Source organism: Microbacterium sp. DWRC1-3, assembly GCF_049896645.1.
GTDB lineage: Bacteria > Actinomycetota > Actinomycetes > Actinomycetales > Microbacteriaceae > Microbacterium > Microbacterium maritypicum.
The window spans coordinates 1,985,199-2,007,967 of the sequence record NZ_JAFCUS010000001.1; the positions used below are offsets into that span (position 1 = coordinate 1,985,199).

At 70.2% G+C, this 22,769-nt stretch carries 23 protein-coding genes; 11 read left to right on the forward strand and 12 right to left on the reverse strand.

Features of this window, described 5'->3' with window-relative positions; all coding sequences use genetic code 11:
• Positions 1-77 precede the first annotated feature (77 nt).
• Together ACP699_RS09655 and ACP699_RS09660 are read left to right on the forward strand one after the other, a co-directional pair.
• Positions 78-1,400 (forward strand): MATE family efflux transporter, encoded by a 1,323-nt coding sequence (locus tag ACP699_RS09655; RefSeq protein ID WP_127483114.1) that lies wholly within the window; start codon positions 78-80, stop codon positions 1,398-1,400.
• 133 nt (positions 1,401-1,533) lie between these two features.
• Complete coding sequence (locus ACP699_RS09660; protein ID WP_055866925.1) at positions 1,534-1,845, forward strand: hypothetical protein; 312 nt, start codon at positions 1,534-1,536, stop codon at positions 1,843-1,845.
• Between the two features lie 27 nt (positions 1,846-1,872).
• Here ACP699_RS09660 and ACP699_RS09665 read toward each other — a convergent pair whose 3' ends face one another.
• Positions 1,873-2,553, reverse strand: a complete 681-nt coding sequence (locus ACP699_RS09665; RefSeq protein ID WP_426170811.1) for a TrmH family RNA methyltransferase — start codon at positions 2,551-2,553, stop codon at positions 1,873-1,875.
• Positions 2,554-2,692: 139 nt separating this feature from the next.
• On the opposite strand from ACP699_RS09665, the gene ACP699_RS09670 reads away from it, so the two are divergent.
• On the forward strand, positions 2,693-3,961 hold the full coding sequence (locus ACP699_RS09670) for an Nramp family divalent metal transporter (protein WP_426170813.1): 1,269 nt from the start codon (positions 2,693-2,695) through the stop codon (positions 3,959-3,961).
• Between the two features lie 19 nt (positions 3,962-3,980).
• A complete protein-coding gene (locus tag ACP699_RS09675; protein WP_017829573.1) occupies positions 3,981-4,277 on the forward strand; it encodes a hypothetical protein in 297 nt (98 codons plus the stop codon).
• Positions 4,278-4,304: 27 nt separating this feature from the next.
• Here the strand turns inward: ACP699_RS09675 and ACP699_RS09680 are convergent, their stop codons facing one another.
• Positions 4,305-5,750 carry a Na+/H+ antiporter NhaC family protein gene (locus ACP699_RS09680; protein WP_426170815.1) on the reverse strand — a complete coding sequence of 482 codons (1,446 nt, stop codon included), beginning with the start codon at positions 5,748-5,750 and terminating at the stop codon, positions 4,305-4,307.
• 10 nt (positions 5,751-5,760) lie between these two features.
• Positions 5,761-7,431 (reverse strand): amidohydrolase, encoded by a 1,671-nt coding sequence (locus ACP699_RS09685; protein WP_426170817.1) that lies wholly within the window; start codon positions 7,429-7,431, stop codon positions 5,761-5,763.
• A gap of 83 nt (positions 7,432-7,514) precedes the next feature.
• On the opposite strand from ACP699_RS09685, the gene ACP699_RS09690 reads away from it, so the two are divergent.
• The 5 genes from ACP699_RS09690 to ACP699_RS09710 are packed head-to-tail and all read left to right on the forward strand — an operon-like array spanning position 7,515 to position 10,426.
• Positions 7,515-8,171 carry a TetR/AcrR family transcriptional regulator gene (locus ACP699_RS09690; protein WP_426170819.1) on the forward strand — a complete coding sequence of 219 codons (657 nt, stop codon included), beginning with the start codon at positions 7,515-7,517 and terminating at the stop codon, positions 8,169-8,171.
• A 9-nt stretch (positions 8,172-8,180) separates the two neighbouring features.
• Positions 8,181-8,813, forward strand: coding sequence for a metal-dependent transcriptional regulator (locus ACP699_RS09695; RefSeq protein ID WP_055866231.1), 633 nt, complete (start codon positions 8,181-8,183; stop codon positions 8,811-8,813).
• A 54-nt stretch (positions 8,814-8,867) separates the two neighbouring features.
• Positions 8,868-9,680, forward strand: coding sequence for an HAD-IIA family hydrolase (locus ACP699_RS09700; RefSeq protein WP_021198233.1), 813 nt, complete (start codon positions 8,868-8,870; stop codon positions 9,678-9,680).
• A 3-nt stretch (positions 9,681-9,683) separates the two neighbouring features.
• On the forward strand, positions 9,684-10,262 hold the full coding sequence (locus ACP699_RS09705; RefSeq protein WP_426170822.1) for a YdeI/OmpD-associated family protein: 579 nt from the start codon (positions 9,684-9,686) through the stop codon (positions 10,260-10,262).
• A complete protein-coding gene (locus tag ACP699_RS09710) occupies positions 10,259-10,426 on the forward strand; it encodes a hypothetical protein (protein ID WP_167497469.1) in 168 nt (55 codons plus the stop codon). Before ACP699_RS09705 ends, ACP699_RS09710 begins: the two co-directional genes overlap by 4 nt.
• A gap of 25 nt (positions 10,427-10,451) precedes the next feature.
• Here the strand turns inward: ACP699_RS09710 and ACP699_RS09715 are convergent, their stop codons facing one another.
• The 9 genes from ACP699_RS09715 to ACP699_RS09755 all read right to left on the reverse strand — a co-directional run bounded on the left by ACP699_RS09715 (position 10,452) and on the right by ACP699_RS09755 (position 20,448).
• Positions 10,452-12,080 (reverse strand): ABC transporter ATP-binding protein, encoded by a 1,629-nt coding sequence (locus ACP699_RS09715; protein WP_426170825.1) that lies wholly within the window; start codon positions 12,078-12,080, stop codon positions 10,452-10,454.
• Positions 12,077-13,225 carry a serine hydrolase domain-containing protein gene (locus ACP699_RS09720; RefSeq protein WP_426170827.1) on the reverse strand — a complete coding sequence of 383 codons (1,149 nt, stop codon included), beginning with the start codon at positions 13,223-13,225 and terminating at the stop codon, positions 12,077-12,079. The genes ACP699_RS09715 and ACP699_RS09720 overlap by 4 nt, the downstream gene beginning before the upstream one ends.
• On the reverse strand, positions 13,222-14,373 hold the full coding sequence (locus ACP699_RS09725; protein ID WP_426170829.1) for an enolase C-terminal domain-like protein: 1,152 nt from the start codon (positions 14,371-14,373) through the stop codon (positions 13,222-13,224). The genes ACP699_RS09720 and ACP699_RS09725 overlap by 4 nt, the downstream gene beginning before the upstream one ends.
• Positions 14,374-14,386: 13 nt before the next feature.
• On the reverse strand, positions 14,387-14,890 hold the full coding sequence (locus ACP699_RS09730; protein ID WP_302793660.1) for a GNAT family N-acetyltransferase: 504 nt from the start codon (positions 14,888-14,890) through the stop codon (positions 14,387-14,389).
• Entirely contained in the window at positions 14,887-16,077 is a 1,191-nt protein-coding gene (locus ACP699_RS09735; protein ID WP_055874749.1) for an anhydro-N-acetylmuramic acid kinase, read from the reverse strand. The genes ACP699_RS09730 and ACP699_RS09735 overlap by 4 nt, the downstream gene beginning before the upstream one ends.
• Positions 16,077-16,982, reverse strand: coding sequence for an N-acetylmuramic acid 6-phosphate etherase (gene murQ / locus ACP699_RS09740; protein WP_017829586.1), 906 nt, complete (start codon positions 16,980-16,982; stop codon positions 16,077-16,079). The genes ACP699_RS09735 and murQ overlap by 1 nt, the downstream gene beginning before the upstream one ends.
• Positions 16,979-17,866: an ABC transporter permease gene (locus ACP699_RS09745; RefSeq protein WP_017829587.1), complete on the reverse strand. Its 888-nt coding sequence runs from the start codon at positions 17,864-17,866 to the stop codon at positions 16,979-16,981. The genes murQ and ACP699_RS09745 overlap by 4 nt, the downstream gene beginning before the upstream one ends.
• The gene (locus ACP699_RS09750; protein WP_017829588.1) at positions 17,863-18,834 is read right to left on the reverse strand and encodes an ABC transporter permease; all 972 of its coding nucleotides are present in this window, start codon (positions 18,832-18,834) and stop codon (positions 17,863-17,865) included. Before ACP699_RS09750 ends, ACP699_RS09745 begins: the two co-directional genes overlap by 4 nt.
• 66 nt (positions 18,835-18,900) lie before the next feature.
• Positions 18,901-20,448: an ABC transporter substrate-binding protein gene (locus ACP699_RS09755; RefSeq protein WP_017829589.1), complete on the reverse strand. Its 1,548-nt coding sequence runs from the start codon at positions 20,446-20,448 to the stop codon at positions 18,901-18,903.
• A 165-nt stretch (positions 20,449-20,613) separates the two neighbouring features.
• On the opposite strand from ACP699_RS09755, the gene ACP699_RS09760 reads away from it, so the two are divergent.
• Together ACP699_RS09760 and ACP699_RS09765 are read left to right on the forward strand one after the other, a co-directional pair.
• Positions 20,614-21,516, forward strand: coding sequence for a MurR/RpiR family transcriptional regulator (locus ACP699_RS09760; RefSeq protein ID WP_017829590.1), 903 nt, complete (start codon positions 20,614-20,616; stop codon positions 21,514-21,516).
• Positions 21,513-22,661 carry an MFS transporter gene (locus tag ACP699_RS09765; protein WP_426170835.1) on the forward strand — a complete coding sequence of 383 codons (1,149 nt, stop codon included), beginning with the start codon at positions 21,513-21,515 and terminating at the stop codon, positions 22,659-22,661. The genes ACP699_RS09760 and ACP699_RS09765 overlap by 4 nt, the downstream gene beginning before the upstream one ends.
• Positions 22,662-22,769: the final 108 nt, after the last annotated feature.

The following is a 22,769-nucleotide window of genomic DNA, read 5'->3' on the forward strand; positions in this document are numbered from 1 at the left end:
CCTCCCACCCTACGACGGCGGCCACAGACGGAGGCAGCACGGAAGGCGGGGTCGGTCCCAGGTCATAGGCTCGGAGGATGACCGCGCGTGCCTCCCTCAATCGAGACATCCTGCGGTTGGCCGTCCCGGCTCTCGGCGCTCTGATCGCGGAGCCGGCGTTCCTGATCGTGGATGCCGCGCTCGTCGGACACCTCGGAACCACCCCGCTCGCCGGTCTCGGCATCGCGGGCGCCGTGCTCCAGACGATCGTCGGGCTGATGGTCTTCCTGGCCTACTCGACCACCCCCGCTGTCGCCCGACGCTTCGGGGCGGGGCAGCCCGGCGAGGCCGTCTCCGTCGGCGTCAACGGCATGTGGCTCGCGCTCGGGCTCGGCGCCGTGCTCGCGGTGATCGGCGCCGTCTCCTCTCCGTGGCTGGTCTCGCTGTTCGGTGCGGGTGAAGCCGTCGCCGCTCAGGCGAACGAGTACCTGGTGATCTCGATGTGGGGCCTGCCGGCGATGCTCATCGTGTTCGCCGCGACCGGACTGCTGCGCGGCATGCAGGACACCATGACGCCGCTGTGGATCGCGGGACTCGGTTTCGGTGCGAACGCCCTGCTCAATTGGCTGTTCATCTACGGACTCGGCTGGGGCATCGCCGGATCCGCCGCCGGAACCGTGACCGCGCAGTGGGGGATGGTCGCCGCCTACGTGCTGGTCGTCCGCCGCCTCGCCACGCGTCACAGCGCCTCGTTGCGCGCGCAGAGCGCGGGCCTGCGCAACACCGCGACGTCGGGTGGATGGCTGTTCCTGCGCACCGTGAGCCTGCGCGTGGCCCTGCTCGCGACCGTGGGTGTGGCGACCGGCATCGGCACCGACGAGCTCGCCGGATGGCAGATCGTGTTCACGATCTTCTCGGCGGCGGCCTTCGCCCTCGACGCGCTCGCGATCGCGGCCCAGGCGCTCATCGGCAAAGAGCTCGGAGCCGGAGACGAGCAGCAGGTGCACCGTGTGCTCGCCCGCACCGTCGCCTGGGGAGCCTGGTTCGGCGTGATCGTCGGCGGACTGATCGCCGCAGCTTCCGGGGTGCTCGGAATCGTCTTCACGGGCGACGCCGAGATCGCGGCGCTCGTGCAGCCCGCGCTGCTCGTGCTCGCGGTCGCCCAGCCGATCGCCGGTGTCGTCTTCGTGCTCGACGGGGTGCTCATGGGGGCGAACGACGCCCGATACCTCGCGATCGCTGGTGGCCTGAACCTGGTGCCGTTCCTGCCCGCGCTCTGGATCGTGGCCGCGACCGGGGTCGACGGCACCGCCGGTCTCGTCTGGCTCGCGCTCGCCTTCTTCGGCGTCTACCTTCTCGCACGGCTCGGCACCCTGGGGTGGCGCGTGCGATCGGGGCGCTGGCTTGCCGCCGCGGCCTGACGGCGAGTGGTCTCATGCTGCACTGATCTGCACCTTCACCACTTCTCCACAACCGCCGGAATCCGCGGAATACTACGTCGCCGACCCCTGGCGCCTTCGACGATGATCGGGTGACACTGAAGGGATGCTGGGGATGACGGAACCACAGGTCTGGACACTGATCGGCGTCTTCGCCGCGGGGATGTTCGGCACCATCACGCTGATCTCGACGATGTTCCTTCGCACGATGCAGAACGGGTTCGACGGCGTGCGGACGGAGATGCGGAACGAGTTCGCGAGCGTGCGGACCGAGTTCCGGAACGAGTTCGCGAGCGTACGCACCGAGATGCGGAGCGAGTTCGCGAATGTGCGGACAGAGATCGGAGCGGTGCACGGGCGAATCGATCACCTGGATCGCGACGTCAACGCGATCTACCGTCACCTGTTCGGCATCGACCGCGGGTGACGCCGTGCGCTCTCAGGCTGGAGAGCGTCAGCCCGCGTATCTCCGGCACCACTCGTACATGATCACGGCGGCTGCCGCGCTGGCGTTGATCGAACGGGTCGAGCCGTACTGGGTGATCTCGATGTGCGCGGAGGCAGCGGCGAGCGCCTCGTGCGAGAGCCCCGGTCCCTCCTGACCGAACAGCAGCACGCAGCGCTGCGGCAGGTCGGCTCTGTCGACCGGCACCGCACCCTCGACGTTGTCGACTGCGATGATCGGGAGCGCTTCGGAGGCGGCCCAGGCGGCGAACGTCTCGACGTCTTCGTGGTGCACGACGTGCTGGTAGCGGTCGGTGACCATGGCCCCCCGCTTATTCCATCGACGGCGACCGATGATGTGCACGGTGTCGGCGAGGAAGGCGTTGGCGCTGCGCACGATCGACCCGATGTTCATGTCGTGCTGCCAGTTCTCGATCGCGACATGGAACGGATGCCGCTGCGTGTCGAGGTCGGCGACGATCGCCTCCATCCGCCAGTAGCGATAGCGGTCGATCACGTTGCGGGTGTCTCCTGCAGCGAGGAGCTCGGGGTCGTACTGCTCACCGGCCGGCCACGCATCCTCGCCCCCCGGCCAGGGGCCGACGCCGTAGCCGGGCTGGGCGATCGAACCCGTGCTCACCGCGTCCGCGGGAACCTCGGGGGTCGTGCTGTCCGGCGCGGCGTCTTCCATCCCGCCAGGCTATCGCCGCCGCGCACTCCTGCCTGCCCTCGCCCCTGCGAACGCGACCCGAGCAATGAGCGCCCGAGATATTTAGGTGGACCGAAAAATGCGCTACGGTTTCGGTGTGCCTAAAAATTCCTCACTCCCGATGACGGCTCCCGCCGCGCCCGCGGCCCGGGCTCCGCGGAGCCTGTGGCTGCTCGGACCCGCACTCGTCGCCGGCGTCGCCTACCTCGACCCCGGCAACGTCGCCAGCAACATGACCGCAGGCGCGCAGTACGGCTACCTGCTGGTGTGGGTGGTGCTCGCCGGCAACGTGATGGCGTGGCTGATCCAGTACCTCTCCGCCAAGCTGGGGGTCGTCACCGGGCAGAGCCTTCCCGAAGTGCTGGGCGCACGGCTGAAGCGGCCCTGGGCGCGCCGCGCCTACTGGCTGCAGGCCGAGCTCGTCGCGATGGCCACCGACCTGGCCGAGGTCATCGGCGGCGCGGTCGCCCTCAATCTGCTGTTCGATGTGCCGCTGCTGCTCGGCGGCCTGATCACCGGTGCGGTCTCGATGATCCTGCTCACGGTGCAGAGCCGGCGCGGCGCCCGTCCGTTCGAGTTCGTGATCATCGGGCTCATGGCCATCATCACGATCGGCTTCGTCGCCGGAGTCTTCGTCGCACCACCGGACCCGGCAGGAGTCATCGGCGGGATGGTCCCCCGCTTCCAGGACACCGGTTCGGTCCTGCTGGCCGCGTCCATCCTCGGGGCGACCATCATGCCGCACGCGATCTATGCGCACTCCTCGCTCGCCCGCGACCGTTTCGGTGCGACAACCTCCCATGCCGGCGACGAGGCCGTGCGCACCGAGACCTCGCGCATCCGCCGCCTGCTCACGGCCACCCGCTGGGATGTCTCGATCGCCATGGTGATCGCCGGTTCCGTGAACCTCTGCATCCTCCTGCTCGCCGCGGCGAACCTCGCCGGCGTCGAGGGCACCGACTCGCTGGAGGGGGCCCATGCCGCCCTCGCCGCCGGACTCGGACCGGTCGTGGCGACCTTCTTCGCCGTGGGCCTGCTCGCCTCGGGCCTGGCCTCGACCTCGGTCGGCGCCTACGCCGGGGCGGAGATCATGCACGGCCTGCTGCATGTGCGCATCCCGCTGCTCGTGCGTCGACTGGTGACGCTGATCCCCGCGCTCGTGATCCTCGGCATCGGCTTCGACCCGACGCTCGCCCTGGTCCTCAGCCAGGTGGTGCTGTCGTTCGGCATCCCGTTCGCGCTGATCCCCCTGGTCGTGCTCACCGCGCAGCGACGCACCCTCGGCGCCTGGGTCAACCGACGGTGGACGACGGCGGCGGGGGTCCTCGCCACTGTGCTGCTGATCGCGCTCAACGGCGCCCTGCTCTGGCTGGTGCTGACGGGAGCCTGAGCCCGGATAGGCTCGATGCATGTCTGCCGAGAGCGCCCGCCGCAACGTCCGCATCCTCACCTGGATCGGCTTCGCGACCGGCGTGATCGGCGGCCTGCTGATCGCCTTCCCCACGGTCATCGGCCTCGCCAGCCCCTGGGTGCAGGTCGCGCTCGGCGTCGCCACGCTCGTGATGGCATTCCGTGCGCGCAAGATCGGCATGGCCGAGGTCGAGGGGTTCGACGGCCGACTGTCACTGGCCGCCGCCCTCCTCGGATTCCTCGTCCTGTTCTTCGCCGGTCAGGCCGCCTTCATCATCCTGACGACACTGGGCTGATCCGCGCGAGGATCGGGTCGGCGCGGACTACGCCGTGACGAAGCCCGTGACCAGGTAGAGCACGAACGACAGCCCTGCGGCGATGCCCGCGTACGGCAGGATCGCGAGCATGAGGTTGATCGGCTTGATGCCGATCGACCTCGACGCGAGGATGATGCCGTCGCCGTAGAGGCAGGTGGTACTGCCCAGCGCCGCTCCCGAGAACACCGCGGCGCCCGCGAGGATCGGGTCGGCGCCGAGCGCGAGCGCCAGCGGCAGGACGACCGGGGTGATCACCGCGGCGAGGTCCCAGAACGATCCGGTGGCGTACGCGTAGATGCCGCACACTGCGAACACGATCGCCGGCAGCAGTGCCGGGGTGAGCACCGGCTCGGTGACCTGGATCACGAACTCGGCGAGCTGCAGGGTGATGTTCATCTCCTGCACCATGAACGCGAGGACCGTGAGGATCATCACGAACAGCATGCTCTCGATACCCTCGAGCGCGGCATCCAGCACCCCACGGATGCTGAGTCGGCGCTGCACGAGCACGATCACCAGAGTGACGGCGAGAGCCGCGGCCGTGCCGGCCACGACGTTCGCGTTGGTGGCGATCGTCACCCCGACCAGCACGGCCATCGCGATCAGGAAGCCCCAGGGCTGCGGCTTGCGCCCGGTGTCGGCAGAGGTCGCGAGCGCGGTGGCCACCCGCTGCGCGGTCGATCCGTCGGGGTCGTCGGCCTTGAGCTCGGCGAGGAGAGTGGCCCCCTCGGCCCGCCGCTCGTCGTCAGTGGTGCCGAGCGGGAAGACGTCGCCGTCTCGCTCCGCCCGGATCGCGTCGCGCTTGATCACGCCGAGCTTCGGCAGCCAGCCGATGCTCATCAGCAGGGCGACGGCGAGTGCCGCCCACCCGAAGAAGATGAACGGGATCGCCTGCAGGTAGGCGCCGAACCCCGTGCCGCCGACCGTGACGCCCTGCGCCTCGAACAGACCGGAGAAGAACAGCGCCCACGTCGAGACGGGGACGAGCACGGCGATGGGTGCGGCCGTCATCTTCATGATCGCGCCGAGCTGGGTGCGGGGTACCCGGTAGCGATCGGTCACGGGCTTCATCGAGGTACCCGTGGTCAGCACGTTCAGGTAGTCGTCGACGAACAGCACGACCGAGAGCAGGAACGTCAGCACGGTCGACTTGCGCCGCGAGGTGACGAATCGCTCCGCCCAGCGTGCGAAGTCGGTGACGATGCCCGACTTCTCGAACAGCATCATCAGGATGCCGAACAGCGCGACGATCAGCAGCAGCCACTGCGCCGTGGCGTTGGAGAGGGCTTTGCCCGTGTACTCGACCCAGACGTCGAAGCCACCCCAGCCACCGAGGATCAGCGCCCCGGCTACGGTGCCGCAGAACAGGGCGAACAGGGTGCGGCGGGTGGCGACCGCGACGATCAGGATCACCACGATGGGCAGGAGCGCGAGTGCGCCGAATTCAGGCATGGGAGTCACCTCAGTGTGAAGGGATGCGGGTGCGAAGAGCGTGCGAGTGGTGCGGTCGAGCCGGGGGCCAGGGCTCGACGCCGCCGACGACCGTCCCCTGTACGGGAAGGTCGGGGAGGTCGTCCGGGGCGACGTGCAGCGGGTTCTCCGCCCACACGGCGTAGTCGGCGCGGAACCCGGGGGCGATGCGGCCGAGGTCGGCATCTCCCTGGGCGAGGGCGGCGCCCACGGTGTAGCCGTGCAGCGCCTGGTAGGGGGTGAGCGCCTGGTCGGGCTCGAACACCGGGGCGTCGGGGTCGCCGGGACGCCGGCGCAGCATCGACCACGCGAGGCCGATGCGGGCATCGTTCTGGGCGATGGGCCAGTCGGATCCGAGGGCGAGGCGCGCTCCGGCCTCCCAGTAGTCGCGCACTCGCCAGGCGCGGGCGGCGCGAACGGGACCCAACCGGTGCGACCAGTCGTCCGAACCGTCGGCCTTGCGCCACTGCATGTGCAGAGGCTGCATGGAGGCGGTGATCCCCGCGGCGGCGATGCGTGCGACGTCGCGGTCGGTCGTCGTCTCGAGGTGCTCGATGCGGTGCGGGGCTCCACCGGCGCTGCGCACACCGGCGGCGAGATAGGCGTCGACGACTTCCCCGACGGCACGATCGCCGATCGCGTGGGTCGCCACCTGGAACCCGGCTTCGGCGTATCGCCGCACGGTGCGGGCGTATGCGGCGGCATCCTTCCAGAACGGCTCCAGGCCCGCCCCTGCGGTATCCGGCTCGTGGAGCCAGGCGGTTCCGGTCTCGACCACGCCGTCGGCGTAGAGCTTGACCACGCCGCCGCGCCACCGGTCGCCGCGGCGGTCGCGCATGGCGAGGTTGGCGGCCGTGCGCTCCTCGTCGAAACCGGGTTCGTGGTCGATGGCCGACACGATGCGGATCGGCAGTCCTGGTCCCTGCTCCAGGGCGTCGAGCAGGTCGAGCGTGGCGAAGCCGCCGTCCATGATCGTGCCGCCGGTAAGGCCGGAGTCGCGCAGGCCACGCAGCAGTTCGTGTCCGACGGCGAGGGTCTGATCGCGGGTCAGCGCAGGGGCGCTCAGCCGCACGGGCTCGTAGGCGCCGAGCTCGCGCAGCTCCCCGGTGGGGCGGCCATCGGCATCGACGACCACGCACGACGAGTCCTCGAACGCGCGCGCGCCGGTGATGCCCGCACGCGCGAGTCCCGCACGACTGGCGAGGGCGGTGTGCCCGTCGAACACGATCAGCAGCGCCGGGAGTCCGCGCACCGCGTCTTCGATCGCCGCCGCCGTCATCGGCAGCTCGTGGAACACGTCGTAGTCGAGGTTCCAGCCGCGCACCCACGGGTCGGAGTCCTCGGCGAGCGCGCGATCGGCTTCGGCTCGAAGCGCCGCGAGGAGCGCGGAGCCGGTGGTCAGGCCGCCGAGGTCGATCCCCGCCGTCAGCTCGATGCCCTGAATGGGATGCAGGTGCGCGTCGATGAGTCCGGGGGTCACCGCTGCGCCGCCGAGATCGCGGACGACGGTGCGGGGTCCGCGCAGCTCACGCACCAGGTCGTCGTCGCCGACGGCGAGGAAGCGGCCGTCGCGCACGGCGAAGGCTGTGGCGTGCGGGCGGCGCGGGTCCATCGTCACCACGTGCGCGCCGGTGACAATGGTGTCGGCGTCGAAACCGGTCATGGGCTGTACCTTCGTCGTGGTGAATCGTTCGGTATTGAAAGAGTTTCAATAAAATACCAGACGCCTGAGCAGAATCGAGCACGATGACGAAATCTCCGCGCAGAGTCGGTCGCCCGTCGACCCAGGTGCTCACCGAGGAGCGCATCCTGAAGGCCGCGTTCGCGCTCAGCGCTCAGCGCACTCCGCGCCAGTTCACGATGACCGCACTCGCCGAATCGCTGGGTGTTCGCACCTCGGCGCTCTACCACCACTTCGCGAACCGGGACGCCGTGATCCGGGCGATGCGCGGGCAGGTGAGCCGCGCACTCGTCTCCCCCGTGCTCCACGAGATGCCGGTCGAAGACGCGCTTCTCACCTGGGCGCACAGCTACCGTGACGCCGCGATCGCCGCACCGGAGGCCATGGTCATGCTCGCGACCTCGCCGATCGACGCCGACGAGGGCTCGTTCGCCGACTACGAGCAGATCGCCCGATTGCTCTCCGCCGACAGCTGGCCGACCGACACCATCGTGGACGCCATCGTCGCCCTGGAGTCGTTCATCATCGGCTCCGCACTGGATGCCCTCGCCCCGGCGGACAACATGGCTCCGGGCGCGCTCGCTGCGCAGTTCCCCACCTTCGCCGAGGCCGAGGCCGCCCGCGCGCGGCTCAGCACGGATCCAGCCCGGCGCACGTTCGAGATCGGCGTGCGCGCCCTCATCCACGGACTCACCGCATGGGCACGCGAGAGCACCACGTAGGCTGGTCCGGTGGCATCCCCTGCAGCTGACGACTATCTGAAGACCGTCTACGCGCACACCGAGTGGCAGGACGCACCGATCACTCCCTCGGTGCTCGCCGCGAAGCTCGGCATCGCTCCGTCGTCGGTCACCGAGATGGTGAAGAAGCTCGCCGCCGCCGGACTCGTGTCGCACGTGCCCTACGGTGCGGTGCGACTGACGGAGGCCGGCACCGCCCGCGCCCTCGCCATGGTGCGCCGGCACCGGCTGGTCGAGACCTGGCTGGTACAGGAGTTCGGCTACGGCTGGGACGAGGTGCACGACGAGGCCGAGGTGCTCGAGCACACCATCAGCGACCGACTGCTCGAGGGCATCGACGCCCGCCTGGGACGCCCCCGCTTCGACCCCCACGGCGATGCGATCCCCGACGCCGACGGCCGCATCGAGCGCGAGCCGTTCGTGCTGCTCGCGGATGCGCCGGTCGGGCACACGGGGCGCGTGCTGCGGGTCGACGACCGCGACCCCGAGCTGCTCCGAGCCCTCGAGCCCCTCGGGCTGACGGTCGCATCGACCGTGACGGTCACGGCATCCGGGGTCGAGATCGACGGCGCGCAGACGGCTCTTCCCGACGAGGCGGCACAGGTGGTCTGGCTCAGCGCCTAGCTCCCTCTGCAACACGGTCAGGTGCGCGTCACCCCTGCCCTCTAGGCTGTGCACATGGCACAACGTGATGACATCGAATGCTGGCTCACCGACATGGACGGCGTGCTCGTCCATGAGAACGACGCCATCCCCGGAGCGTCCGAACTGCTCGCCGGATGGGAGAGCGCGGGCATCCCGTACCTGGTGCTCACCAACAACTCGATCTTCACCGCTCGCGACCTGTCGGCACGCCTGCGCATCAGCGGACTGCACGTGCCGGAGGAGCGCATCTGGACCTCGGCGCTCGCGACCGCCGATTTCCTGAAGCAGCAGCTTCCCGGAGGCTCGGCCTTCGTGATCGGAGAGGCCGGCATCCTCACCGCGCTGCACGACGCCGGCTTCATCATGACCGAGACGAACCCCGACTTCGTGGTCGTCGGCGAGACGCGCAACTACTCGTTCGAGGCGATCACCAAGGCGATCCGCCTCATCATCGGCGGCGCGCGCTTCATCGTCACGAACCCGGACGCCACGGGCCCGAGCACCGACGGACCGCTCCCGGCCACCGGCGCGATCGCCGCCCTCATCACGAAGGCCACGGGCAAGGAGCCCTACGTCGTCGGCAAGCCGAACCCGATGATGTTCCGCTCTGCACTGAACAAGATCGGCGCGCACTCGAAGCGCACGGGCATGATCGGCGACCGCATGGACACCGACGTCGTGGCCGGCATCGAGGCGGGCCTGCACACCGTGCTGGTGCTGACCGGCATCAGCGACCAGGCCGAGATCGAGAAGTACCCCTTCCGCCCCGACGAGATCGTGCAGTCGGTGGCCGACCTGCTGCCGCGGATCACCGAGACGATCACGACGGTGAAGACCAAGAAGTAGCCCATGGGCGCACTGGACGACGGCGAGCGGATCAGGGCGGCGGATGCCGCGGCCTGGCGCGCTTGGCTCGCCGAGAACCACGAGCGCACGGGAGGCGTCTGGCTGCTGAGCGTGCGAGGTGCCTCCGACGGCGTCGGCTACGAGGATGCCGTGCGGCACGCCCTCTGCTTCGGTTGGATCGACGGGCCCGTGCGTGTGTTCGACGACGGGACGAACGACCGTGCCTCCGGGCAGTGGTTCTCCCCTCGGCGCCCCGGCAGCGGGTGGGCGGCGACGAACAAGGCGCGCATCGCCGAGCTCGAAGCCGCGGGGCTTCTCGCCCCGGCCGGCATCCGCGTGCTCGAGGCGGCGAAGGCGAACGGCTCCTGGACGCTGCTCGACGGACCGGAAGCCGGGATCGAGCCCGACGAGTTCGCCGCCGCGCTCGATGCCGTGCCCGTCGCGCGTGCGAACTGGGATGCGTTCCCGAAGTCGATCAAGAAGTTCGGTCTCACGCAGATCGCGATGGCCAAGCGGCCGGAGACGAAGACCGCCCGCATCGCGAAGATCGTGGCGGATGCCGCGGAGGGGAAACGTCCATGAACCAGAACGACCTGCTGTTCCTCGTCGTCTTCCTGATCCTGCTCAGCTCGCTGACGGTGTTCGTCGTGCAGTTCGTGCGCTCGCGCCGCGGACGCGGCGGCTCGGACGACGGCCGCGCCGGCTGGTGGGAAGGCCCCTGGGACGACGACGACCGCAGGCGCTGAGCCTGCGGTCGCCGGAGAAATCCGTTCAGGACGCCAGCGAGGCTCCAGGGATCGCCGCGAGCAGCTCGCGCGTGTAGGGATGCTGCGGGGCGTCGAAGATGCGCTCCGGCGTGCCGCTCTCGACCACGACGCCGCGCTGCATGACGTGCACCTCGTCGGAGATCATCCGCACCACGGCGAGGTCGTGACTGATGAAGAGGTAGCTCAGCCCCAGGCGCTTCTGCAGGTCGGCGAGCAGGTCGAGGATCTGCGCCTGCACCAGCACGTCGAGCGCCGACACCGCCTCGTCGAGCACCACGAGCTCGGGTTCGAGCGCCAGGGCGCGGGCGATCGCGACGCGCTGGCGCTGCCCACCCGACAGCTCGTGCGGCAGGCGCTCCGCCATCGCCGCGGGCAGCGCGACCTGCTCCAGCAGCTCGAGCACCCGGGCATGCCGCGACGCCGTGGTGCCGATGCGGTGCACGCGCAGCGGCTCGGCGATCGACTGCTCGACCGTGTAGCGCGGATCGAGCGAGGCGTAGGGGTTCTGGAACACCGGCTGCACGCGACGGCGCAGGGCGAACAGCTCCTTGCGGCGGAGCGTGGTCAGGTCGAGCCCGTCGAACAGGATCGACCCCGACGTGGCGTCTTCGAGCCCGAGCACCATGTTCGCCGTCGTCGACTTGCCGGAGCCCGACTCGCCCACGATCGACACCGTGGTGCCGCGGCGGATCTCGAAGCTCACGCCGTCGACCGCCGTGAACGTCTGCGGCTCCCCGGCCTTGGGGGCGCGGAGGGCGAACTCCTTGCGGAGGTCGCGGATCTCGACGAACGGCGTCCCCGTGGCGGCCTCGCGCTGCGGCAGGACATCGCGGCGCGAGGCGAGACTGGGCGCCGCAGCGAGCAGCTGCTTCGTGTACTCGTGCTGCGGGGCGCCGAGCACCTGCGCCGAGGTGCCCTCCTCGACCACCCGGCCGCGGAACATGACGACGATGCGATCTGCGCGCTCGGCGGCGAGGGCCAGATCGTGCGTGATCAGGAAGACCGCGGTGCCGAGCTCGTCGGTGAGCGTGTCGAGCTGGTCGAGGATGCGGCGCTGCACCGTCACGTCGAGGGCGGAGGTGGGCTCGTCGGCGATCAGCAGGCGCGGCTTGCAGGCGAGGCCCATGGCGATCAGCACGCGCTGGCGCATGCCGCCGGAGAACTCGTGGGGGTACTGGTGGGCGCGCTGCGCGGCATCCGCGATCCCCACCATCTCCAGCAGCTCGACGGCTCGGGCCTTGGTGGCGTCGCCGTGCGTGTGGCCGTGCACCTCGAGCGCCTCGCCGATCTGCTCGCCTACGCGCATGAGCGGGTTGAGGTTCGACATCGGGTCCTGCGGCACGAGGCCGATCCCGGCACCGCGGAGCGAGATCATGGCGTTCTCGGGGAGGTCGGTCAGCTCGCGTCCGTCGAAGCGGATGCTGCCGGCCGTGATCACCCCGTTCTCGGGGAGCAGACGGTTGACCGCGGCCGCGGTGGTGGACTTGCCCGACCCCGACTCCCCCACGATCGCGACGGTCTCACCGGCGGCGATGTCGATGTTGACGTCGCTGATCGCGGTGACCAGCTCGGAACCGGTCCGGAAGGCGACGGCGAGGCCGCTGATGCTCAGCACGGGCTCGGTGGTGCTCATGGTGTTCTCGTTCCTTCGTTGTCGTCGGGATCGTTGTCGTCGGGATCGTTGTCGTCGGGATCGTTGTCGTCGGGATCGTTGTCGTCGGGCACGAGCGCGGGGAGTGCCGTGCGCCAGAGCGCCTCGGTCGGTGCGGGCTCGGCGGCGAAGAGGCGGGTGCTCAGCAGCACCACGGCCGTGCCGGTGCCCGGAAGGAGTCCGAGTGCGCATCCCGTGTAGCCGGGGTGCCAGAGCAGACGGGTCCGCCCACCGGCGACCGCGATCGCATCGCTGCGCCAGCCCAGTGCCTGTCCGGGGTCCGGTCCGTCCCGGAACAGCTCGGCGACGGCATCCGGATCCCACAGCTCAGGGTGCCGCTCGGGCGCGGCCAGCGCGGCACCGAGGGTCAGCAGATCACCGGCGGTGCTGAAGAGTCCGGCGTGACCTGCGACGCCGCCGAGGGCGTGGAAGCAGTTGCCGTCGTTCACGACTCCGGCGATCTCGTCGTCGCGCCAGGTGAACTCCCGCGCGGTCGTGAGGATCGGATAGGGCTCACCCGTGGCCACCATGCGACGCTCGGCGGCATCGCCGACGGCGGAGGAGGCGACGGGCGGGGCGAACGGGCCGTATCCGGTGCGGTCGAGGCCGAGGGGTGCGGTCACGAGCTCGCGGACGGCGGCATCCAGCGGCGCGCCGGTGACGGCCGCGATGATGCGGCCGAGGAGCATGAAGCCGAGGTCGGAGTAGTGGCGGCCTTCGTCCAGGCCGTAGCGCAGCTGGATCGCATCGACCGCGGCGGCGGGGTCGCCGGCGTGCTCACGATCGAGGTAGAGCGGCTGCCATTCCCAGAGTCCTGCGCGGTGCTGCAGGAGGTGGCGCACGGTGGTTCCCGCCGCGCACGCGGTGCCGCGGACGAACCGCTCGACCGGGTCGTCGAAGCCCAGCTCGCCCCGGCTCACGAGTCGCAGGATCGCGGTGGTGGTCGCGGCGACCTTCGACACCGAGGCGATGTCGAACGCGGTCTCTGTGGTCATCGCCGTTCCGGCGAGGTCCGCCAGACCGCCGGCGGCGATGTCCCGCCCGGCATCGGTGACGACACCCGCGACCACGCCGCGAGGGGCGGATTCCATGGCGAGCACGGCGCCGACGGCTTCGGCGGCAGTCATGCGCGCACCTCCGCACCGACGGGGAGGTCGAGCAGGACCTCGTGGTGCGCATCCGCGGCGAGGGCGCTGATGCCGAGACCCGCGTCCGCCTCCAGCAGCAGAACGTCTCCGGACGGCACGACGCCGCCGATCACCGGCGACCGCTGCAGCCAGAACGCCGCATCCAGGTCGTGCACGACACCGGGGGCGACGACAGCTGCGAGGTGGGCGGCGGCGCTCACTCCGACATGCGACTCCATCATGCAGCCGATCACGACACCCAGGCCCGCCTCTCGTGCGGCTTCCGCGGCGGCGAGGGCCTCGGCCAGTCCACCCGTCTTGGCGAGCTTGATGTTCACGAGATCGGCGGCTCCGCGCTCGGCGACCCTGCGCACGTCCTGGGCCGTGCGCACCGACTCATCGGCCATGATCGGGGTATCGACGGCCGCTGTCACGGCGGCGAGAGCATCGAGATCGTGCGCGGCGACGGGCTGCTCGACGAGTTCGATCCCGAGGCCTGCGTCTTCGGCGGCACGGATCACGCGGATCGCGGTCTCGGCGTCCCAGGCCTGGTTCGCGTCGATCCGCAGCGTGACGTCGGGCCCGACAGCGGCACGAACGGCGCGGAGTCCGGCGACCGTGTCGTGCGCAGCGGAGGCCTTGAGCTTGAGGCATCCGAACCCCGCGGTGACGTACTCCTCGGAAAGCGCTGCCACCGCATCCGGCTCCCCCACGGACAGGGTCATGTCGGTGCGGATGCGCGACGTCCTCGAGGAGTCGTGCACGGCGTATGCGCGAGACAGGCCGGCCGCGAGCGAGACCCCCTGCTGCTGTGCGGCGAGATCCGCGACGGCGCACTCGACCGCGCTGCGGGCGGCGGCGTTGCCCCAGATCGACCGCGTGATGTCGACAGCAAGCCCGGGGTCGCCGGCGTCGCGACCGCGTACGGCCTCGGCGAGCGGACCTGCGACGGCGGCGGCGACACTCTGCGGGCTCTCCCCCGTGACGCGCCAGCTCGTGGCGGCCTCACCGTATCCGCGGCGCCCGTCGGCGTCGGTCGCCTCGACGAGCACGACGTCGAGGTGATCCGTGCGGCGCACGGCTGTGATGAACGGCCGCACCAGGGGCGACGGCACCCGGAGCACGCGCAGGCGCATCACCGCGCTCATGGCGATACCCCGCTCATGTCCACTCCCTGCGCATGCGCTGTTCGGGTTCTCCGAACTCCGGCTGCGTGCGGGTGGCTCCATCGGGGTGCCAGCCCTTCGCCTCGTAGAAGCCGATCGACGGCGCGTTGGCCGCGAACACCCACAACGTCGCGGCCTCGGCCCCGGCCTCCTGCAGGTCAGCGGTCGCCCGCGCCAGCAGCGCGCCGCCGATGCCCCCGCCGTGGGCACGGGGCGAGACGTACAGGGAGTGCACGGCACCGTCGATCCGACCCTCGCCACCTGCGGTCGCGGCGTACCGGGTGAGTCCGACGATCCCGCCGTCGCGCACCGCGACGAGCACGACGCCCACCGGATCGGCGAGCACCCGCTGCCACAGCACCTCGGCGCGCTCGTCGGTCATGGCATCGATCGCCCCATCGGGCAGCACCCCGCGGTAGCTCTCCCGCCAGCAGGCGAGGAACACCTCGATCACCCCGGACAGGTCGTCCGGGGTGGCGGGGCGCACCTGGAGGCTCACGATGCTGCGGCCTCCGTGAGCACGAGGGAGTCGATGGCAGCGACCGGCTCCGGCATCTGCAGAGGACCGACCCCCGGGGTGATGGTGCCCAGGATGCGCGGCTCGCGCGCACCTGTTCCCCCCGGGACGATCGCGGGAACACCGTGCATCGTGGACCAGCCGATCAGCGCGAGGAGGATCGCCTCCTTGCTGTCGGCGGCCGCGCCCAGCTCGTCGGCCAGCACGACCTCGGTCGCAGGGAGCGCGGCGCGCAGTCCGTCGAGGATCAGCGGGTTGCGGCAGCCGCCGCCCGACACGGCGAGGAAACCGATACCTGCAGCCTCCACATCACGCGCGACCGTGCGGACCGTGAGCTCGGTCAGGGTGCGCACGACATCCGCGACGGCGATCTCGCGACCCTGCGCAGCGAGGTGCTCCTGCACGTAGCCGAGGTGGAAGTGCTCCTTGCCCGTGCTCTTGGGCGGCGTGAGGGCGTAGTACGAGTCCTCCAGCAGCGCGGCCAGCAGCGCCTCGTCGACCTGACCGGTGCGGGCGATCGCGGCATCGTCGTCGTAGCCGAGCGGGTTGAGGCCGTGCTCCACGATGACCGCATCCACCAGCGCGTTCGCGGGGCCGATGTCGTAGGCGACCAGGCCGTCCTGCCGCACCACCGTCATGTTCGAGATGCCGCCCAGGTTCAGGGCCGCCGACACCCCGGCGCGCGAGCGCAGCAGCAGCTCGTCGAGGAACGACACCAGCGGGGCACCGTGCCCGCCGACCGTGATGTCGCGGATGCGGATGTCGGAGACCACGGGGGCACCGACCTTCTCCGCGATCCAGGCGGGCTGCCCGATCTGCAGGGTGCCCAGCGCGTGCGCTCCGTCGACCCAGTGGTACACGGTCTGTCCGTGCGAGCAGACAGCGTCGACACCGCCCACCTCTGCGGCGATGTCGGCGGCGACCTCGGCGAACGCCTGTCCGATGAGGGTGTCGAGCTCGCACACCTCGGCGAGGGTGGTCTGCGCCGGTGGCAGCGCAGCGATCAGCCGCGCCCGCAGCTCGGGCGCGTAGGGCACGCTCGTGGCGGCGAGCACCGTGCCGTGCAGATCCACCCCGTGCGCGGTGAAGCCGCCATTGGTCGTGAAGTCGACGACGGCGGCATCGATCCCGTCGTGCGAGGTGCCGGAGATCAGTCCGAGGACGCGCATCAGTTCTCCTCCAGTGCGGTGCGCAGCCGACCGTCGGCGGCGCCCAGTCGAGCGGTCGCCGCGGCGAGATCCTCACCGCGGCGGATCATGATCGACGCGAGCTTCACGTCGTAGGCGGCGGCCTCCAGCGCAGCCACCGCCGCGTCGCGGTCGACCTCGGCGATGGTCTGCACCATCCGGATCGCCCGCTCGCGCAGCTTGTGGTTGGTGGCCTTCACATCCACCATCAGGTTGCCGTAGGCCTTGCCGTTTCGCACCATCGAGATGGTCGAGAACATGTTGAGCACGAGCTTCTGCGCCGTGCCCGACTTGAGGCGGGTCGAACCGGAGAGCACCTCGGGGCCGACCTCGACCTCGATCCCGTGTTCCGCCGCCGCGCTGAGAGCGGTACCGACGTTGCACGAGAGGCCGATGCTGAGCGCTCCGAGCTCGCGCGCGCGGCGGACGGCGGCGATCACATACGGCGTGCGTCCGCTCGAGGCGATGCCGATCACGGTGTCGAGCGGGCCGATGCCCGCCGCGTCGATGGCCGCAGCGCCCGCTTCCGCGTCGTCCTCCGCGCCCTCGACGGGGTTCACGATCGCGCCGGGACCGCCCGCCATGATCGCGAACACCAGCTCCGGCGGAGTGCTGAACGTGGGAGGGCACTCCGAGGCGTCGAGCACGCCGATGCGGCCGGGGGTTCCCGCGCCGACGTAGACAAGGCGTCCGCCCTGCGCCATACGGGCGGCCGTGGCCTCGATCGCCGGAACGATCTCCCCGAGTGCGCGCTGCACGGCGGCCGGCACCGTGGCATCCGCCTCGTTCATGGTCTGCGCGAGCTCCGCCACGCTCATCAGGTCGAGTTCGGCGTAGCGGGGATCGCTGGCCTCCGTCGCCAGTGCGCCGAGGTCCTCCATGGTCATCGCTTTCCTCTGTTCCGGGGGTCGAGGCTGTCGCGCAGGCCATCGCCGAGCAGGTTCAATCCCACGACGAGGAGCACCACGATCACGCCGGGCGCGATCATGGTCCACGGGGCGATCGTCACGAGCGTGCGCGCCTCGAAGATCATCGAGCCGAGCGAGGGCGCGGGCGGAGGTGTGCCGAGGCCGAGGAAGCTCAGCGAGGCCTCGGTGAGCACGGCCCAGGACAGCGAGAGCGTCACCTGCACGATGATGATCGACGTGATGTTCGGCAGCACGTGCCGGAACATGGTCGCCATGCGGCTCTGACCCGTGCTCTTGGCGGCCTTGACATACTCGACCTCGCGCAGCGACAGCACCGGCCCTCGGGTGACGCGGATGAAGATCGGCACGTAGACGATCGCGATGGCCACGGCGATGGTGAACCAGTTGCGCTCGAACACCGAGGCGAGCGACAGCGCGAGCAGCAGCGGAGGGAAGGCGAACAGCACGTTGGTGACCGCGGTGATCGCGCCGTCGGAGAAGCCGCGGTAGAAGCCGGCGATGAGCCCGCACACGGTACCGACCACGGTGGCGAAGGCCACGGCTACGACCGAGATCAGCGCCGAGTTGGCGACGCCGGCGGCGACGCGCGAGAACACGTCGCGACCGAACTGGTCGGTGCCGAACCAGTGCACGGCCGACGGCGGCTGCAGGCGGGAGGGCGGATCCTGCGCGAGCGGGTCGAACGGCAGCAGCCCGAACGCCGAGACGAGGCTCAGCACGGCGAGAAGTGCGACGATGATGAGTCCCGTGAGCCCGCTGCGGCTGCGCAGCAGGAGACGCACGCGCTCCATGGTGCGCCCGCCGCCGGGGGCGAGGGCCGGGGTCTGAGAGATGTCGGTCATGCGGCACGCACCCGAGGATCGATGACCCGGTACAGCAGGTCGGTGAGCAGGTTGACGATGACGAAGGCGAGCGCGATCACGAGCACGGTGCTCTGCACGAGCGCGTACTCCTTCTGCTGGATGCCCAGCAGCACCTGACGCCCGATGCCGGGGAGCGAGAAGATCTGCTCCACCACCACGGCACCGCCGAGGAGGTAGCCGAACTGCAGCCCGGTCATCGTGACGATGGGCACGAGCGCGTTGCCGAGCACGTGGCGCACCTGCAGGCGACGCGGGGGGACGCCCTTCGCCCTGGCGGTGCGGATGAAGTCGTTGGAGCGGATCTCGAGCACGGCCGTGCGGGTGGTGCGCATGATCGGCGCGGCGATGCCGAAGCCGAGCACGATCGAGGGCAGCAGCATCTGCTGGAGGTTCAGCAGCGGGTTCTCGAACAGCGTGGCGTAGGCCTGGCCGTTGGGGTTGAAGCCGAACGACGAGGCGAGGATCGCCAGCAGCGCCGTGCCGAGCAGGAACGCGGGGATCGAGAGACCGGCGAGGCCGACCACCTGTCCGACGCCGTCGCGGAACGAGTCGGGCTTCGAGGCGGAGAGCATTCCGAGCGGGATGCCGATGGCCAGCGCGATCACGATCGAGAAGATCGCGAGCTCGAACGTCACGGGGAGGGCGGCGGCGGTGAGATCGAGCACGCTCGTCTGCGCCCGCGACGAGAAGCCGAGGTTGCCGGTGAAGATGTTGCCCAGCCACGAGAAGAACTGCACGAAGAGCGGCTGGTCGAGACCGTAGTACGACTCGAGGGCGGCGCGCTGCGACGGCGTGAGGGCGGCGGCCTCGGTGCCGAGGCCGGAACTGATCTGGTCGCCGGGGATGGCGCGCAGCATCAGGAAGACGAAGATGGCGACGCCGAGGAGCGTGCCGAGGGCTGCGAGGATGCGTCGCAGCACGCTGTTGCGGAGGATCTGTCTGAACATGCGCGTGTGTGGGTGCCTGTCGTCGGGGAGGGAGGGGGCGCGGGGTGGCCGCGCCCCCTCGATCCGCTACTTGATGGAGGTGGTCCGCAGGTACTGCAGCGAGCCGTTCACCATCGGGACGAAGCCGTCGACGTTCGACGCGGTCGCCGTGTAGGTGTAGCTCGTGAACAGCCAGATCCACGCGGCGTTGTCCTCGAGGTTCTCGGAGACCTGCGCGTAGATGTCCTTGCGCTTCTCCGGGTCGGCCGTCTGGCGGCCCTCGGCGAACAGCGCGTCGAGCTCGGGCGAGGAGTAGCCGGCGACCTTGTTCAGGTTGCCCGTGCTGGTGAAGTACCGGCCGTACATGCCGTCGGGGTCGGGGCGACCGCCGTTGAGGGCGACAGCGGCGTCGAAGTCGGCCGCGATCCAGCGATCGACGAAGGCACCGGACTCGAGCACCTCGAGGTCGAGCGTGATGTTCGCGTCGGCCAGCTGCGCCTTCAGGTTCTGCGCCTCGTTGACCGAGGTCGCGTACTCGCCCTGGGAGACGATCGTCTTGATGGTGACGCCGTCCTCCTTGCCCGCCTTCTTCAGGTACTCGGCCGCCTTGTCGAGGTCGCGCTCAGGGCACGGGCGTGCGTCGGGGTCGGACTTGTACGCGGGAGACGTGATGGGACCGGTGACCTCGCCCTCGCCGAGGGCTGCGGTGTCGAGCACCTCCTGGCGGTCGATCGCGCACTGGATCGCGAGGCGCACGTTGACGTCGGTGAGGTCGCCGCGCGTGGCGTTCAGCTGCAGCGCGTGGTAGCTCAGCTGCGGGGTCGTGGCGACCTCGACGTTCGCACCCTCGGCGGTCTGCGCGACCAGCGGGTCATCGAACACGGCCAGCTGCACGTTGCCGGACTGCATCGCCGAGACGATCGAGGACTCGTCGGGGATCACGCGGAACTCGACGGTGTCGAGCAGCGCGGTGTCTCCCCAGTAGTCCTCGTTCTTGGCGAGCGTGATCGACTGGCTCGCCTTGCGGTCGTCGAGGATGAAGGGACCGGTGCCGTTCGGGGTGGTGTTCAGACCCTCTTCGGTGTCGTCCGAGGACAGCATCGCCATGTTGATCACGGCGAGGTTAGCCGGAAGTGCGGCGTCGGGAGCGCTGAGGGTGAGGGTGACGGTGTTCTCGTCGGTGGCCTCGACCGCGGTGACGGAGGCGAGAGAGCTGCGCGACACGGCGGCGGTGGCTTCGGCCGCGATCGCATCGAGCGAGTACTTCACGTCTTCGGATCCGAACGTGCTGCCGTCGGCGAACGTGACGCCTTCCCGCAGGTGGAAGGTCAGGGTGAGGCCGTCTTCCGAGACGTCCCAGGACTCGGCGAGGCCGGGGACCACGTTGAGGTCCTCGTCGAACTCGGTCAGGGTGCCGTACAGGTTCTGCAGCACGTTGACGGCCTGGAACTGGGTCGCCTTCCAGGGGAAGAGCGTGTCTGGGTCGCTGGTGACGCCGATGACGAGGTCGCCGCCTGCAGCACCCGCTGACGGCTGGGGGTCGGATGCGGGTGCGGAACAACCTGTGATCACGAGCGCCAAAGCGACACCCGTGGCAGTGAGAGCGCCGAATGACGCCCGCCGTGCTGTGCTCATTGCTGATTCCTCCTGGCTGGGACGCGTCGCCGTGGCGTCGGGTCAGGCGCTGTTGCCTGCCGCCCCGCGAACATCGTCGGTCTTGGTTGGTACTAAAAGTACACGACAGACACTACTGATGTAACAGAAGTTCCTTTACTGTTATGAACAGCGATCGGAGACCCCATGCCCCATGAAGCCGCCCGCGACGACGCCGGCGCACACCCCGTGCTCGTCCGCATGCGTGCGATCCGCCCCGAACTGCGGCCGAGCGAGCAGCGCATCGCCGACCTGTTCCTCGCCGATCCCGCGGGGACCGCTGGCCTGTCCGTCGCCGAACTCGCCCAGCGCTGCGACACCTCGACCACCTCGGTCGTGCGATTCTGCAAGCGCCTGGGCTACGAGCACGTGCGGGAGCTCCGCAACCACGTGCTGCGCGACGTCGAGCGCGAGACGTTCGACACGGCCGCGCTTCCCGCCGTCTCCGGGGACATCGACCGCAACGACACCCTGGCCGACATCGTCGCGAAGGTCTCGCTCGCCGAGACCCTCTCCCTCGCCGACACCGCCAAGGTGCTCGACACCGAGTCGCTGCGGGCCTCCGTCGACGCCATCACCTCATCGACCAGGGTCGACATCTTCGGTGTGGGCGCGAGCTCCATCGTCGGCCTCGACCTGCAGCGCAAGCTCACCCGCATCGGGCGCACCGCTCTGGACTGGTCGGACCCGCATGCCGCGTGGACGTCGGCGGCGACCCTCGGGCCCGGCAACGTCGCGATCGCGGTGTCGCACACCGGCGCCACCACCGACACGATCGAGTTCCTGCTGCTCGCCCGTCAGGCCGGAGCCACCACCATCGCGATCACGAACCATGCGGGCGCTCCCCTGGCCGATCAAGCCGACATCGTGCTGACGACCGCCGCCCGCGAGACCGGCTTCCGCTCGGGCGCACTGGGCAGCCGGATCGCTCAGCTCATGGTGGTCGACTGCATCTTCATCGGCGTCGCCCAGTCGAACTACGACCGTTCGATGGAGGCGCTGCGCGACACGTTCGCCGCCGTGCACCGCGTGCGGACGGCGGGGGCGTGACCGACGACACCCGACGCGCGCGAGCGGGGCTGTTCACCGCATTCGCAGGTCTCGGGGTCACGGCCGCCTTCGTTCCCGCGATCCTCCCCTCCGCCGAGCGCGCGATGACCGCCGACCTCAGCGCCGCCGTGCCCGCACTCTTCGCCGGGCTCCTGGTCGGGGTCCTGGCGTCGGGCCCGCTGCTGACGCGACAGCCGCCGCGCACCGCGCTGATGCTCGGCAGCGCCCTCCAGGCCGCCGCCGTCGTCGTGGTGGCACTCTCCGGCACTCCCGCGGTCTTCATCGTCGCGGCCGCGATCGCCGGGGTCGGGTTCGGACTGGTCGAGGCCTCCGGATCCGTGGCCGCGAAGTCCCTGGCCACCGGCAGCGCGACGGGACTGCTCAGCGCCCTGCTCGGCACGGTCGCCGTCTGCGCGGCCGTTACCCCGCTGCTCGTCGCCGTGGGGTCGCCTGCACGCGCGCTGCTCGGCATCCTGGCGATCGTGCCGCTTCTCACGGTCGCGATCCTCTCCGGAGCGGCAGCCCCTTCCTCCCGCGCCGAGGTTCCCGCGCAGCGCGACGTGCGCGGGCTGCTCGTCCTCCTGCCGTTCGCCGTGGCGCTGCCGCTGTATGTGGGCGTCGAGACCGTGCTGTCCGGTTGGTCGGCGGTGATCCCGGAGCGGATCCTCGCGGTCGATCCCGGCCTCGCCGCACTGGGAACCTCGGCGTTCTGGACGCTCATGGCGATCGGCCGCTTCGGCGCAGCGGGTCTGCGGCGACTGTCCGTATCGCCGATCGTGATCCTCGCCGGCGCCACGAGCGTCGCCGCCCTCCTGATGGCCGCCGCGGGGATGCTGGTGGACTCCGCTCCCGTGGGCGCGCTCGTCGCACTGGCCGCCGTGGTCGTGCTCCTCGCTCCCAGCTACGGCCTCATCCTGGGACTCGCCCTCGACCGCCTCGATCCCGCTCGCAGCGCCGCGGTGACCGGCGCGCTCGTCGCCTGCGGTGCGGTCGGCGGCACGTTCGTGCCGACCCTGATCCTGCTGATCGGCCGAGACCCAGCATCGAGCACGACGTTCTTCGCGTCGGCGGTGCTGTGCGCGCTCGTGCCGGCACTGATGCTGGTCGCCGCGCGGTCGCCGCAGCGGACCTCGACGGCGAACTGACACCTCGTCCACACCTCGCACCGCCGACGACCTCTTCACAGATGCTGGAATACCGGCGCGCACACCGGTGAGGGCGGCGTAACGTCGTCGACACACCCATCCGAGCAA